Origin of the sequence: Paraburkholderia sp. SECH4 (assembly GCF_030511745.1) — a bacterium.
Classification (GTDB): Bacteria; Pseudomonadota; Gammaproteobacteria; order Burkholderiales; family Burkholderiaceae; genus Paraburkholderia; species Paraburkholderia madseniana.
Genome location: NZ_JALOCP010000029.1, coordinates 1 through 12,105, shown reverse-complemented (window position 1 = coordinate 12,105; position 12,105 = coordinate 1). Strand labels below are relative to the sequence as shown.

General features: G+C 57.7%; 18 protein-coding genes. 17 read left to right on the top strand and 1 reads right to left on the bottom strand.

Going from position 1 to position 12,105, the window contains the following annotated elements; genetic code table 11:
- Window positions 1-516: 516 nt before the first annotated feature.
- Entirely contained in the window at window positions 517-1,554 is a 1,038-nt protein-coding gene (locus M0D67_RS30255) for a hypothetical protein (protein WP_266240776.1), read from the top strand.
- 221 nt (window positions 1,555-1,775) lie between these two features.
- Here M0D67_RS30255 and M0D67_RS30250 read toward each other — a convergent pair whose 3' ends face one another.
- Window positions 1,776-2,078, bottom strand: a complete 303-nt coding sequence (locus tag M0D67_RS30250) for a hypothetical protein (protein ID WP_266240775.1) — start codon at window positions 2,076-2,078, stop codon at window positions 1,776-1,778.
- A gap of 300 nt (window positions 2,079-2,378) precedes the next feature.
- Here M0D67_RS30250 and M0D67_RS30245 point away from each other — a divergent pair, with 300 nt between their 5' ends.
- The 16 genes from M0D67_RS30245 to M0D67_RS30170 all read left to right on the top strand — a co-directional run bounded on the left by M0D67_RS30245 (window position 2,379) and on the right by M0D67_RS30170 (window position 11,954).
- Window positions 2,379-2,573 (top strand): hypothetical protein, encoded by a 195-nt coding sequence (locus M0D67_RS30245; protein WP_266240774.1) that lies wholly within the window; start codon window positions 2,379-2,381, stop codon window positions 2,571-2,573.
- Window positions 2,574-2,779: 206 nt separating this feature from the next.
- Window positions 2,780-3,034: a hypothetical protein gene (locus tag M0D67_RS30240; protein WP_266240773.1), complete on the top strand. Its 255-nt coding sequence runs from the start codon at window positions 2,780-2,782 to the stop codon at window positions 3,032-3,034.
- Window positions 3,035-3,042: 8 nt separating this feature from the next.
- Entirely contained in the window at window positions 3,043-3,366 is a 324-nt protein-coding gene (locus M0D67_RS30235) for a hypothetical protein (RefSeq protein WP_266240772.1), read from the top strand.
- A 410-nt stretch (window positions 3,367-3,776) separates the two neighbouring features.
- Complete coding sequence (locus M0D67_RS30230; RefSeq protein WP_266240771.1) at window positions 3,777-4,052, top strand: hypothetical protein; 276 nt, start codon at window positions 3,777-3,779, stop codon at window positions 4,050-4,052.
- 24 nt (window positions 4,053-4,076) lie between these two features.
- Window positions 4,077-4,436 (top strand): hypothetical protein, encoded by a 360-nt coding sequence (locus M0D67_RS30225; protein WP_266240770.1) that lies wholly within the window; start codon window positions 4,077-4,079, stop codon window positions 4,434-4,436.
- A gap of 156 nt (window positions 4,437-4,592) precedes the next feature.
- Entirely contained in the window at window positions 4,593-4,787 is a 195-nt protein-coding gene (locus M0D67_RS30220; RefSeq protein WP_266240769.1) for a hypothetical protein, read from the top strand.
- Between the two features lie 325 nt (window positions 4,788-5,112).
- Window positions 5,113-5,427, top strand: a complete 315-nt coding sequence (locus M0D67_RS30215; protein ID WP_266240768.1) for a hypothetical protein — start codon at window positions 5,113-5,115, stop codon at window positions 5,425-5,427.
- Window positions 5,428-5,695: 268 nt separating this feature from the next.
- A complete protein-coding gene (locus M0D67_RS30210; RefSeq protein WP_266240767.1) occupies window positions 5,696-7,843 on the top strand; it encodes an SEC-C metal-binding domain-containing protein in 2,148 nt (715 codons plus the stop codon).
- Window positions 7,844-8,509: 666 nt separating this feature from the next.
- Complete coding sequence (locus M0D67_RS30205) at window positions 8,510-9,100, top strand: hypothetical protein (protein WP_266240766.1); 591 nt, start codon at window positions 8,510-8,512, stop codon at window positions 9,098-9,100.
- A 72-nt stretch (window positions 9,101-9,172) separates the two neighbouring features.
- Entirely contained in the window at window positions 9,173-9,640 is a 468-nt protein-coding gene (locus M0D67_RS30200; protein ID WP_266240765.1) for a hypothetical protein, read from the top strand.
- Between the two features lie 61 nt (window positions 9,641-9,701).
- Complete coding sequence (locus M0D67_RS30195) at window positions 9,702-9,968, top strand: hypothetical protein (protein ID WP_266240764.1); 267 nt, start codon at window positions 9,702-9,704, stop codon at window positions 9,966-9,968.
- A gap of 488 nt (window positions 9,969-10,456) precedes the next feature.
- Window positions 10,457-10,786 (top strand): hypothetical protein, encoded by a 330-nt coding sequence (locus M0D67_RS30190; RefSeq protein ID WP_266240763.1) that lies wholly within the window; start codon window positions 10,457-10,459, stop codon window positions 10,784-10,786.
- 11 nt (window positions 10,787-10,797) lie between these two features.
- Entirely contained in the window at window positions 10,798-10,971 is a 174-nt protein-coding gene (locus M0D67_RS30185; protein WP_266240762.1) for a hypothetical protein, read from the top strand.
- Between the two features lie 33 nt (window positions 10,972-11,004).
- Window positions 11,005-11,340, top strand: coding sequence for a hypothetical protein (locus M0D67_RS30180; protein ID WP_266240761.1), 336 nt, complete (start codon window positions 11,005-11,007; stop codon window positions 11,338-11,340).
- A gap of 11 nt (window positions 11,341-11,351) precedes the next feature.
- A complete protein-coding gene (locus tag M0D67_RS30175; protein WP_266240760.1) occupies window positions 11,352-11,627 on the top strand; it encodes a hypothetical protein in 276 nt (91 codons plus the stop codon).
- Between the two features lie 63 nt (window positions 11,628-11,690).
- Window positions 11,691-11,954, top strand: coding sequence for a hypothetical protein (locus tag M0D67_RS30170; protein ID WP_266240759.1), 264 nt, complete (start codon window positions 11,691-11,693; stop codon window positions 11,952-11,954).
- Window positions 11,955-12,105: the final 151 nt, after the last annotated feature.

The window sequence follows — 12,105 nt, the reverse complement described above, 5'->3', positions numbered from 1 at the left end:
CGCGTGCTTCAACATCGATTGCAGGGGTTTCAGTGAACACCGCTGCTGCGATATACTAACAAGGCACCCCAAACAAAGGGTGCCGGGTTTGGCGACCCGATTCATACAAGCGCACGGCCGCGCATGCGGCTTTTTTTTGTGCGTATTGCCTCTGCGCGCCGCTTTCTATGGGCGGGCCCTGGTAGGGAGACCTCACGGTCTGCCGGCTGCTTGTGTGACCGGTTCGCCAACCCTGCCATGCGCCCGCTCACCTCGTTTGGCGATGAGAAGCCGGGTAACGCTCACACAAGAGGCCGCACCGTGCACCCAAATTCAACCAGGTTTCCCCACTCCCTTTTTCCGTCTCCTGCCCTGTGCCTCGTTCCGGCCAGTATCGCGTCAGATCGGGTACATCCCGCGGCTCTACATGGCGATTCGATCGGTTGTCCGTCGACCGCACAGCGCGCGGCCTCATCGCTGCGGTGGTGGGCGACGGGACTGGCATTAACGGCGACGGCCACGTCTGCCTGCGTTTCGATGATTTCAGCCTGGGAGCGTGGCGGACAGCTTGCCGAACGCCTGGTCTGGGTGGGTATTGGAATGGTTCTTCTTCTGAGCGCTCATCTGCTGCCAGCTCTGGCCAGATCCGTCTCGGTTGCGCTGCGCATCCCGACGCTATTGCTGTGGCTCTGTGCGATGCTCGCAACCGGGTACGGTCACGCGACGTTCTTCATTTCAGCGCAGCACCACGCGGGCGAGATCCGGGCAGCAAGAATCGACGCGCCGACTCCGCCCGCCATGGCTACCACCGGGTCCGGCGCTAACCCCGCGTCGATCGCGGCTGAACGTGCGAAGGCTATAGCAGAGCTGGCCACGGCCAGGGCGCAGAAATGTGTCGATCGCTGCAACGCGCTGTCGTTGCGGCGAGTGCTGCTGTCGAGCCGTCTCGATTCGCTGAACGTCGCATTCGGTGAAGCCCGGCGTCTTGAGCAATCGGCCGATCGGCTGAATGCGGCCCGGGACCGCCTGGCGTTGTCACGTACGGAAGCGCTGACCGATCCGGTGACCGCGCGCGTTGCGCAACTGCTCGGCACCTCGCCGGACAAAGTCGACGTCGCGGTCGCGATGGCGTTCGGAGCCATGCTGGAGTTTGTCGCCTGCCTGAGCTGGCTACTCGCACTTCAGGAAAACCAGAGCAGCAATCAGCCGGTAGCGACAGCTAGTAACGCCATAGTAGCGAAGGGTAACGGTGCAGGTCGCGACAGTAGTGGCCAGATTGTTGCGCCGAATAAGGCGGGTTTGCCGAGTCATGCCGGCGATACTGCCAGTCACGCGACGGTAGCAGCACGTAACAATGACAGCCTTCTGCCGCAAACCCGTGACCAGAATGTAACGATGCTCGTAGCCAGAACCGTAAGCGCCGATCTCGCGCGGCTAGCAGAAGAATTTGCAGCGGGTCGCAATCGCGGGACGGTTGCCGAGATCCGGAAGCTCTTTCGTTGCTCACAGGCTAAGGCGATGACACTGCGCAAGCAGCTGGCCGAAGCAACGCGGCAGGAACCGCACGCAGCCTGATCGGCGCCTTCGTACTGTCTGATTGACCACCACACGACCGGGGGTGAGCCTATCGGTGCGTTTCGCGCGGCCGGCACGCGGTTAGGGGTCTCGGCAGCAGGCGGCCTGTACTTCGCGATTGCGTTCGCAACCACCTGGCTGGTCATCGCTGCTCCGCGCCGGCACGAGTGTCGCACCCGCGTCCGCCTCTTTCCCGTGACGCAAAAACCGGGCGCCGACCCTCAGTCGGCTGGTTCAGCTGGCGGTGCATCGAGCGCCCACGTCTGCAGCGACGGCCGAAGCGTGAAACGGGGCTGATGAAACCAGTCCTCCAGATTTTCCTCGAGCTGACCGACGAACCACTGGTCGACGGCAAACGGCTGATCGAGTCCGTCAGGTTCATCGGCGTTCAGGAAAACGCCGCGTAACTCGTTGCCGGCGAGATACAGGACCGCCCCATCCGCCACGTCGGCCGTCGTTGAGGGTGGCTGATCGCGCAGCAGCATGCGCAGATCGGATACGGTCTGCTCGAAGGTCCGTTCCATGCGGTTTCTCCTGGGTGCAGGTAGTCGGGCGCATCGTTCGTGCCATGCCGGGGCCGGCGCGCTGGCCAGGTGGCCGCGCTGGGGCTCCAGCCCGACTTGCCCCGTATTCTGACTCTTTCGACGTGCAGGGTGCGGTTTTTCCGCTCCGTTTCACCTGTCGATACTGGCGGGTGGCATGCACTGTGCCGGATTCCGTGACCGTCACCCGGCGCGCCTGGGCCGGAGTCACCCGCGTCGCGGCGTTTGCCTATACGACTGGTCTGGTCCGCACGCGGTGCGGGGACACACTGGAATCTGACCATGCTCTATCTCCTCTACATCGTCACCACCTCTGTACTGCTGGCTCTCGCCGTCTACCGGCGCAACGCCGTCCTGTACGTGGCCGCCGCGGTTGCGTGCGGGATGCTGGGCAGGCTCTGCCTGGACCTCTGTATCGCGCACGGCGCGGGCGTGCTGCACGCCGGCTGGGCATTCGTGTTCGGCGTGCAGCCCTGATGACCGGGCGGGCCCGAAATAGCCGCACCCCGCCCGCCCGTTTCCCGAGGAAGCCAGCGTTGACGCGCCTCTCAGAGCGGTTTTGCCGCTCTGGTCCGTAAACCTCCTCGTAACAGGCTGCTAAAACGCAGTCATTACACGGCGGTCGCATGAGATGGCCGCTCAAGGTTAGAAGCGGAAAGCCGTTATATGGAAGCAGGTCGTGTGTGCGCTATCATGGTACGCAGCGCGTATCAAACTTAAAGGCAATGTTGAACTCCAATCAGCAGGATTTCTTGAAGGCGGCGAAGGATCAACTCGGGATGACGTGGGATGAGCTTGCAACGGCATCCGGCATCAATCCGCGCGCGCTGAAAACGTACCGAATGCCAGACACGTCAAAAGACTTTCGGCCGCTTCCTGACTTGGCGCGAGCGGCTGTTGTTCGGCTTCTTGAAGTACCAACAAAAAGGCAAAAGTAAGGTTTGACATGGTACGCAGCGCGTACCATACTGCCCGTATATTTCAATATCGGAAAAGCGGTTTCATTCAAAACAAGAAAGCACGGGAGCAAACGATGATGACTTTTACTTTTGTAGTTTTTGCGGTTGTCGCAATGGCCTATTTCATGGGCTATCCACGGGTCAGCGCGGCTATCGCTGGCGTCTCTGCTGTCGGACTGGTCGCCTATCGCACCGTCGTTCTCAGCGAGCCGCTGCGCGACTTTGGAACAGACTTGCTGGTCGCGATTGTCTCGGGCGTCATGGCGTTTGCGGTCGCCGTTAGGTCAGGCCGCAGCAAACGCACTGCATAACGCAACGGAAAAGCAATGAAAATTCTCTTGCTCGGTCGAGGATGGACGCGTCTCGGGATTGTTTGTTCGCTTTCGTGGGTTCTCGCTGTCGCGGTCTTCGCGGCTTTTCAGTACTTCACATTGGCCCATCAACATGCCGGGTGGGAGGATGCCGTGCCTGGGTGGTGGCAAGTACGAAATCTGCTGGCGGTATGCAGTGCTACTCCCGAAGTACGAATCTCTTCTTGTTCACTGGACGTTGGTCGTGTCGCTGCGCTGACCATCGGACCAGTTGTATTGGGGTGGACGATCACCATCGTGTCGACGGTCGCCTTTCGTTGGGTTAGGGGTGGTTTCCTTTCGGACAAGACTCGGGTATAGCGTCACGAACGTATTGGAAAAGCGGCGGTTGCCGCGCGACAAGGAAAACAATGGACCTTAGAGGCTACATAGAATTGATCGCCGCGGCCACGATTCCACTAGGATTCGGTGCCGTGATGGCGCATCGTTTCGTCGGGAAGAAGTCAATCGGTGCGCGTGTGATTCAGTTGACTGCTGTAGTGATGCTGATACCGGTGATTCTAATTCTCGCGCTCGAAAAGATTCTTGATGGGGCGACACTCGGTACGTTGATCGGCGGAATTGTCGGCTATCTGCTTTCTGGCATCTCGGAGTACGATCGCGGTCGCGGTAACGATGGACCGTAGCATTGCAAAGGAAAAGAAAACCACATGCGGAAGAACGTGGCTACAAAGACAATCGGGCTGTGCAGCATAGCTTTGGCGCTAGCTGCTTGCACCGACACCGGCCCGATCAAAATTGGCCCGGACACTTACACTATCTCGACGCGGGTGCCACTCGGCGGACCGGCGTCGGCGAAGGGGCAAGCGCTGCAGGAAGCCACCGCATACTGCTCTACGCAAGGCAGAGAAATACTGCTCCAACATGAGCAATCGAGCGAATGTGCGCTGCATGGCGGCTGTGGCGAGGCCGAAATCGAGTTCTATTGCCTTCAGGCCGGAGACCCAATGCTTAAGCGCCCGGCATTAAGGGCCGAGCCCAATCAGCGTATCGAGGTCGATCAGAAGTAGAAGGCCACGAATAGGAAAAGGCAGACGGACATGAGCAAGTTGAAAACACTTTTCTTGGCCGCTGTTGTCGGGACGAGTGTATCCGTTAGCGCACACGCGGCACCTGGCGAACGCGGCACTCAAATCGGGTGGAAGGTGCATCAACCGGCGCGGTTCATGGTATCCGGCATTCTGCGGAAAGATGGATCGACCGAGGAACAGTTGTATCACGTGATTGTGGAAGCGCCGACCGAAAAGGTCGCTGTCGATACCTACATCGCGTCCGCTTTGGCCTCGCACCCTGGTTACAAGCTCGTTGGCACACTGGCGACGCCCGTTCCGCCCGCTGGATCGTGCGAAAACAACATCTGAAACGGAAAAGAGCTCGCGCGGGTCGCGCGGGCCAAACAGGAAACCAAAGAAAATCATGCTCTCTCGTAAATCGAAGTTTTGGGCTCGTGTGGGCGCAATTAGCGTGGTTTTAGCAATCGCGACTGCGATCATTACCGGTTGGCTGGTGTTCCTTGGCGCGGATCAACTGCTTGCGGTTTTTATGCTCCCAGCCTTCGTCTTCGCCTGTGCGCTAGTTGCATTTTCAATCGTTTCGCGGGGCGCTCTCTACGGGTGGTTCGAGCGCGTCTCGGGGCTCTCTGAGACAACGGAAAAGTTTGTTCGTTGAACGCGGGAAAATAAACAAATGAAGCTACGGGACTTGTTTGATAGCAGCGGCAAAGAGTTTGTCGCCAAAATCTCCATCAACATGGATGACGTTGAACCGGAGGATCGAAATGAAATTGCAGGCATGCTTCGCGGATTGATGTGTGCGGTTGATGGCTGGGGACGCATCAGCGGTCTCACAAACGATCTCTTTGAGGATGATGGTTCGGTGATCGTGACGTTCTCAAGCGTCGAAAAGGCCCAGTACTTCAGAGAGTGCGTTCACCGCTACTTTGACGAAACCATCCTCGAAGCTCTGCGCGTGAGGCGTCTTGTTCGCAAGGCCAATCGATAGGAAAAGATCATGGGCGAAGCAGCAGCCATTTCGGCTGAATCGAATCATGTGAACGAACAATAGAGTTCGACACAAGACAATAGACCTTGACACACAACAATAGAGTTTGACACAAGCTCGGTGGCCCTGGCAGATGGGAGGCGCCGGGCACGACCGGCGACAACCGGCAGCACGCGGCCAGGAGCGGACCTTAAGCAACAATTACGCGTGCATACCGCCTGACCATACGACGGCCAACGAAATGCAACAGATATGAATGGAAACGGCAATGCGATCTGAACAAACGATCTTCGATGAGCTGGCAGGTATTTGCACATCGCCGGGCTACGTGCATGCCGTTGCCTACCTCTGCTCGCGCGACAACCTGATCCGGTACTCAGGCGAGATGAAGGCGGAGGACATGCAGCACCTCTTTTCGAAGAGTCGCCTCATCCGCACCGAGACTTCGACCCTCATCGGACTCATGCTCAAGAGCGAGATCGACTACGCTATTCCGGCGCCGCAAGTCCTTGAGAAGTACATCGAATCTACGGAATCCCTGCTGGAGGAGATCCACCACGCGATGTCGGCTTCCGTCTGGCAGGACATTGATCCGGCAAAGATCGCCGAGACAGACTTCAACCCTTTCACCAACGGCGCCGCGCTGCGCGAGCCGATCTTCTATGGCGGCGAATCCGCGTACAGCTTTCAGTACCGCGACTTTTCCCCAGCAAAGTACGCGATCGACGATCCTTGGCTCGTCGCGAACAAGGGGTTCTCGATCCAAGATGCTCGCAACGTGTGCTTTGCTGTTTCGCGCTTGCAGGAAGAAAAGGCAATCAATGTCCTTCAGGCCATGCGCGGCGCGCCCCAAGGGTCTTGGACATTCCTGCCCGGCAATACGTTCTCAGCGCAGGAGATTGCAGACTACGGGCACATCGACCCGGGAATCGTTGACAAGGTCCTGTCGGCGTTCGCTGTCCCAAAGGGCGAACGCAACGGGCAGTTCAAGGCGCTGCACGATTTCAACATCGCCAACGCCAGTCCGCTTATCCGTACACCCGATGGCAAATACCTTCTCTTCCACATCTACAGTCTGGCTGAAGCACTCTACGAAGCGCCGTTCTACTGGATGGGCGCAGACAAGGCGTATGTCAGCACGGCAATGCAGAACCGTGGTCTCTTCACCGAGCGATTTGCCGTAGAACGCCTGAGGCAGGTCTTCGGACCGGAGAACGTCCTCGCCAACATCGACATCTTCGAATCGAAAGGCACGAGGCTTGCCGAAATCGATGTGCTGGTGCTGTTCGGTAATCGCGCACTGATTCTGCAAGCGAAGTCCAAGCGCCTAACGCTTGAAGCCAGACGCGGCAATGATCTGCAGATCAAGGATGACTTCAAGAAGAGCATTCAAGACTCCAGCGATCAGGCTTATCGCTGCGCGAAATTGCTTGAAGAGGGTACGTGCTATTTCAAGGATGCTGCCGGCAACGCTGTGACCCTGCCAACGAGTCTGAAGCAGATCTATGTGATCTGCCTGATCTCAGACCACTATCCGGCGCTGAGCTTCCAAGCGCGGCAATTCTTGAGGTTCGCGGCGACGGACACAATTTCGCCGCCATTCGTCATGGATGTTTTTGCGCTCGATGCGATGACCGAGATGCTCAGTAGTCCGCTTCAGCTTCTAAGCTACGTAGATCGCCGAACCGGGTACATCGACAAGCTGATGGCATCGCATGAGCTGACCATCCTGTCCTATCACCTGAAGCAGAATCTCTGGCTGGACGAAGAGCATGACATGGTAATGCTTGACGACGATATCTCCGCCGACCTGGACCTGGCGATGTTGGTTCGACGCGAGGGCATTCCTGGCAAAGCGACGCCTGATGGCATCCTGACGCGGTTCTCCGCTACTGCACTGGGGCGCATGGTCAAGGCAATCGAAGCGCAGCCAGACCCTGCGACCATCGACCTTGGTTTTGCGCTCCTCACACTTGGCGAGGACACTCTCTTTGACGTGAGCGCAGGCATTGATCAACTTGCAAAGCAGGGCGTCGCAGATGGCAAGAACCATGATCTAAGCGTGGGCTTGGGCAGCGGCAGCACCGGTCTCACGATTCATTGCAACGATGACCCGATTGACGTTGCTGGCCCGGCGCTGCAAAGACACTGCCACGCGAGGAAATACACCGAGCATGCGCAGACTTGGTTCGGTGTCTGCGTGCGGCCCAGTGATAAGGCTCTGCGCTTCGGGCTCAATCTGGACTTCCCTTGGGAACAGAGCGACACCATGGACGCACTCACGAAAGCCATGGGCAAGCCAGGCAAGCTGACTGCCCTGTTGAGAGAGGCCGCCAAGGCGCGAACCAAAGTTGGTCGCAACGACCCCTGCCCATGTGGCAGCGGCAAGAAGTACAAGAAATGTTGTCTAGCATAGTGCCGACAGCGCATAGACGCTGACGAGCTCGGCGTGTGTTCATCTGTCGGGTCTCGCATGTGCCTGCGAATTACGGTATCAACGCTGTCAAGCAGGCAGATCAAAGTCCCGCTTGGAGTCGATCTCGGCCGGTCGCGTCAGACGCGACAGCAATTGAACGGGTCGACGCAAGCCGGGGCATGCGATGACGCCCTGCCGATGGCAGGTTGTGTCAAACTATTTTGTCGCAAGATTTCTGCTCCAATCGCGTTGAAGTGCGTTTGTGTCGAACTCTATTACTTTGGAGGGAGTGCGCGTGTGTCGCTAGGCTTCCGATTTGATAGGGCATCATGTGTCGAACTCTATTGTTCCTTCACAAATCAACGTACTCTGTTTTACAAGCCGCCTCTGCTGGCCGGCGAGTTGGCGAGGATTTTGGCGGGTAATGGCTTGTTTCTGAAGCCATGCGGCGGCATGCACGCAGAGTTGGAGTTGCTGGGCAGGCTTCGCCACGAAATCGACTACCAAGCGGTTAGCGACGCTGCAATGTCAGCGGGCGATGACCAGCGTGCGCGATGGAAGGCGGCAGAACTCCAAGTTGTCTGCCAATTGCGGCAAAAAGGGCTTCTGCGGGACAGGAACGGATAGGAAAAGCCGGGGCTCCCGGCGCAAGTAAAAGGAGTAGTCGTGTTTCTTAGTAGCCTCCAAAAAGACCGTGTTGTCGTGATCAAGCAAAACGGTGATAGGTTTGAAGACCAACCTGCTAGCGTGCAGAAAAATTCAATCATTATGAATGGCTCGAAGCTGCTGATCGAGCCGGGTGACCTTATTGAGCGGAATATGTCGAACGGTGGCAAAGAGACCTTCAAAGTCATCGAGCCTGGCTGGCACGAACGCCATGGCTCGATTCCCGCAGGCTATCAGATGACAGTTGAACGGCTTGGGTTGCCGAAGCCGGCCGCTGCGCCGCAACCTGTTATCTACAACATTACTGGTCATAACGCGCGCATTAATAACCACTCTGTCGACAACTCCACGAACATGGTTGGCGTGACGGATGAGGTTGCCGAGCTGCTGACGAAGCTGAAAGCGGAGATTCAGACACTGGGATTGGAGGCCAATGAGCGCACTGACGCACTTGAGGTGGTGGATGCAGCGGAAGCTCAGTTTGCCCACGGCAAGCCCAAGAAAAGCGTGCTGACAGCACTTCTCTCGGCACTGCCTGCGGCAGGCAATATCGCTTCGATCGTAGGCGCAGTCGCAGCGCTGTGTCAGTAATTGATATCGGAAAAGCTTATGGCGTGAACCGCGCCCCGCACCGGCCGGTCGTCGGAGTCTAAGGAAGAAGGAATGAACGAACATCAGATGACGCCGGTGAGAACGATTGACAATCTTGCCGAACAGGGGAAGCTTCATGCAGTTGCTAAGGGACTGCTGGCAACGTGGATGGAAAGACAGACTTGGGAAACCGCGAAACCCGGATTGCCGTTCCTCGCGAAGAAAGAAAGCTTCGGCCCGGAGATGCCGTTCCACGTCGAAGTAGCGGTTCTGAATGAACGATTCGACCTCGAGGTTCGGTATGTTTGGCTAAGTTCGTCAAGTCAGCTTGGAATCCAGCTGTACGTGTGCGAAATTCGCGACCAAGCGCCAGTTGCGGCAATCACAATTCGAAGCGACCGCGTTGCTTCTATCACACCCGGAAGTCAGGCAATGGCTTTCGACGTCTCAGATGCCGGAGGCGCGGAGAAGGCTAGGTCCGCTTTCGGCGAGGCGTTGGGTGCTTGGGCACTGGCGGCTTTGCCCGAGTTGGACTTCTAGTGTCGAACAGCCGCGCGCAGGCGAGCGACTAGGCATTCAACTAACGCGACGGAAAAGCACCATGATTCAACTTAGTGACCGTGATTACAAAAGCCTCTTGGAAGCGCGTAACGCAATGGCCGCAGCGTTGAGGCAGCTGGTGGACGCGACCGACTCGCCAGGCGATGACGCTTTGCCGAAGCAAGCGCAGAGCGTGATCGAAAATGAACGGTCCGAAGCCGTAGCGGTCGCCCGTGGCTTGCTCGAAAAGTACGGCGAGCATCAAGCGTTCATCCTGTCAGAGCAACCCGAACCCCAAGGCTTCTTTCGTCGGTTGCTCTCCAATTAACCCATCGGAAAAGCGGCACTCCCTGTCGCACGACGCGGAAGACGCGAAAACAGGACACTACTACCTTGAAGATCTACGCTCTAGCTGTTGTTGCTGCGCTCAGCGCGCTAGTAACGGGTTGCAGCACCACGCCGGTCCCTGATGCACGTGCTGAACAAGTTCGTCCGTTGCAGGCGATGCTCGGCGACGCCGAATTGATTGTTACCCGAGACTCAGGTTTGACGGGCGCAATGTACGACGCAAGATTGTTCCTCGATGGAGTGCGGATAGCAAATCTGCGGCCTTCAGAACAAGTGCACTTGCCTGTTCAGGCTGGTTACCATCAAATCGGTGTGGCGACCGCCGTCGATCCTAATCCGCAGAGTGCGGTCGAACTAGACCTCCGCTCGGGAGAGACTCGGCGGTACAGAGTGGTCGTCCTTGCAGATCACTTTGCCGTAGTGCCGACAAGATAGATCAACACGCACCAATAGGATCGGTAAAGCGGCATGGAACAGCACGAACTATTGTCGGTGATTGCTACGCTGGGATGCGCGTCAGTAGCTATCATCGGCACAGCGCTCGCGGGATTTGCAGGCGCTCGCGCTCGATCTGCCCGAACAGCCGACATGAGGAAGGCGTGGCTGCTGGTTGCCGTCCTGATTGTCGCGTCGGTGTTGGGAATTTCCCTTGCCTGCTTCGGCGTTTTGGGTCAGCGCGCGCTACCGGCGTTCAGCGGCGTCGCAATCTTTAGTGTTGCCTTGCTCGCGATGGTGAACGACCGGTTCCGTAGCTTCTTAGTCCGGGCCGCGCGCGACGAAGGTAATGCCCAACCCTAACAACAGAAAACATGGCGAAGCTCACTCAGGTGGCGGTCAAGATGCTCGAAGCCGCTGGATGCAACGAGATTAGCGATGACCTTATCGTCATCGGTACGACGGACGTGCGTGTGTTGCTCTCGCATCGTGCAGTCGCGGACCTTAACGAACAGGCCCGCGAGTGGGCGGAAGCACAACACGATTGACCACGGAAAAGCGATACCGAGAGAGGGCCAGCCATGAAGGCACACGACAATGCAACAAAGCTCATGCAGTGGTTGCGTCAGCATCAACCAGCGACGGTTGCTCAAATTGCGGCCAACGGCGTGTTGAACTCGCGCGATGCTTCTGATGCGGTCCAATACGGTGTACGGCACGGCGTGCTTGAGCGCCTGAAACGTCCCGGAGCGAGCGGCAACGCTAGAGTCCAATATCGTTTGACCGGGCAGGCGCTGCCGGTCCTCAAGGCCGTGGCGGCTCCCTCGTTCGACGGGCTACTTCAAGCATGGGGGATTGCGCGGACACCTCCAAACATTCAGGCGCACACGTCGCGCAAGCTCGAACTGACCGATTAAGAGGAAAACGTATGCTGACTGAGACAACAACCGCGAAGACCTACGGACTTCTGCCTATCGTCGATGGTCCGTGGGAGGGTGGTCGAATGGCTCATGCAGTTGGGACATTTGAAACCGAGGGCGTCGAGATAGCGATGCCGTGGACTGCACCGCCGCTTGGGGTAGAGCGGGTTCGCTACTATCGGCAGCAAAGCGAAACCGGCTTTGTTTGGAGTGTCACGATTCCGCCCAACGTGCGGGAATTGATGCTTGAAGAAGAATCCGACATTCGACGCATCGTCGGTTAAGCGGATTACACGGAAAAGCGGGTTGGGCCGGGTGACGGGCGAAACGATGAAGAAGGAAATCAAATGAAAATCGGTTTTAAAGAGAGCTTGCCGAAGCCGGTTGGCGAGGAAACGGGAAAACGTCGCACTGTCGTGACGTTTTCGGTTCTCTGTGCGCTCGGCTTGGTCGCCCTGGTTGTCGTGATCTGGTTTCCTGAGCGGTGCCAATCCGTCGCTGCGATTGTCTTTCTGATGGCGGGAGGCTATGGAGCGCTGGCTGTTGAGGCTTATGAGGGAACGCTCAAAATCTTCCCCCGAAAGCGTAGCGACGCCGCTAAAGGCGACTAAACCCTCGGAAAAGACCATGCAAGCTATTCGCGCCACCCTCGGTAAGATTGAGGAACACGCCCGCGCCGTTGCGGTAGGTGTCACTGCTGTGATTGTGCTAGGGAAACGCTGATTAATGTACTGCCCGTTCGGTTTGCAGATGAAGCGGCGG

Bases quoted from the DNA above. Each gene is read 5' to 3' on its own strand.
- M0D67_RS30245 (WP_266240774.1), top strand. From the start codon at position 2,379: ATGCTCTATCTCCTCTACATCGTCACCACCTCTGTACTGCTGGCTCTC.
- M0D67_RS30230 (WP_266240771.1), top strand. From the start codon at position 3,777: ATGGACCTTAGAGGCTACATAGAATTGATCGCCGCGGCCACGATTCCA.
- M0D67_RS30210 (WP_266240767.1), top strand. From the start codon at position 5,696: ATGCGATCTGAACAAACGATCTTCGATGAGCTGGCAGGTATTTGCACA.
- M0D67_RS30235 (WP_266240772.1), top strand. From the start codon at position 3,043: ATGGTACGCAGCGCGTACCATACTGCCCGTATATTTCAATATCGGAAA.
- M0D67_RS30185 (WP_266240762.1), top strand. From the start codon at position 10,798: ATGGCGAAGCTCACTCAGGTGGCGGTCAAGATGCTCGAAGCCGCTGGA.
- M0D67_RS30225 (WP_266240770.1), top strand. From the start codon at position 4,077: ATGCGGAAGAACGTGGCTACAAAGACAATCGGGCTGTGCAGCATAGCT.
- M0D67_RS30195 (WP_266240764.1), top strand. From the start codon at position 9,702: ATGATTCAACTTAGTGACCGTGATTACAAAAGCCTCTTGGAAGCGCGT.
- M0D67_RS30220 (WP_266240769.1), top strand. From the start codon at position 4,593: ATGGTATCCGGCATTCTGCGGAAAGATGGATCGACCGAGGAACAGTTG.
- M0D67_RS30200 (WP_266240765.1), top strand. From the start codon at position 9,173: ATGAACGAACATCAGATGACGCCGGTGAGAACGATTGACAATCTTGCC.
- M0D67_RS30190 (WP_266240763.1), top strand. From the start codon at position 10,457: ATGGAACAGCACGAACTATTGTCGGTGATTGCTACGCTGGGATGCGCG.
- M0D67_RS30175 (WP_266240760.1), top strand. From the start codon at position 11,352: ATGCTGACTGAGACAACAACCGCGAAGACCTACGGACTTCTGCCTATC.
- M0D67_RS30215 (WP_266240768.1), top strand. From the start codon at position 5,113: ATGAAGCTACGGGACTTGTTTGATAGCAGCGGCAAAGAGTTTGTCGCC.
- M0D67_RS30255 (WP_266240776.1), top strand. From the start codon at position 517: ATGATTTCAGCCTGGGAGCGTGGCGGACAGCTTGCCGAACGCCTGGTC.
- M0D67_RS30180 (WP_266240761.1), top strand. From the start codon at position 11,005: ATGAAGGCACACGACAATGCAACAAAGCTCATGCAGTGGTTGCGTCAG.
- M0D67_RS30170 (WP_266240759.1), top strand. From the start codon at position 11,691: ATGAAAATCGGTTTTAAAGAGAGCTTGCCGAAGCCGGTTGGCGAGGAA.
- M0D67_RS30250 (WP_266240775.1), bottom strand. From the start codon at position 2,078: ATGGAACGGACCTTCGAGCAGACCGTATCCGATCTGCGCATGCTGCTG.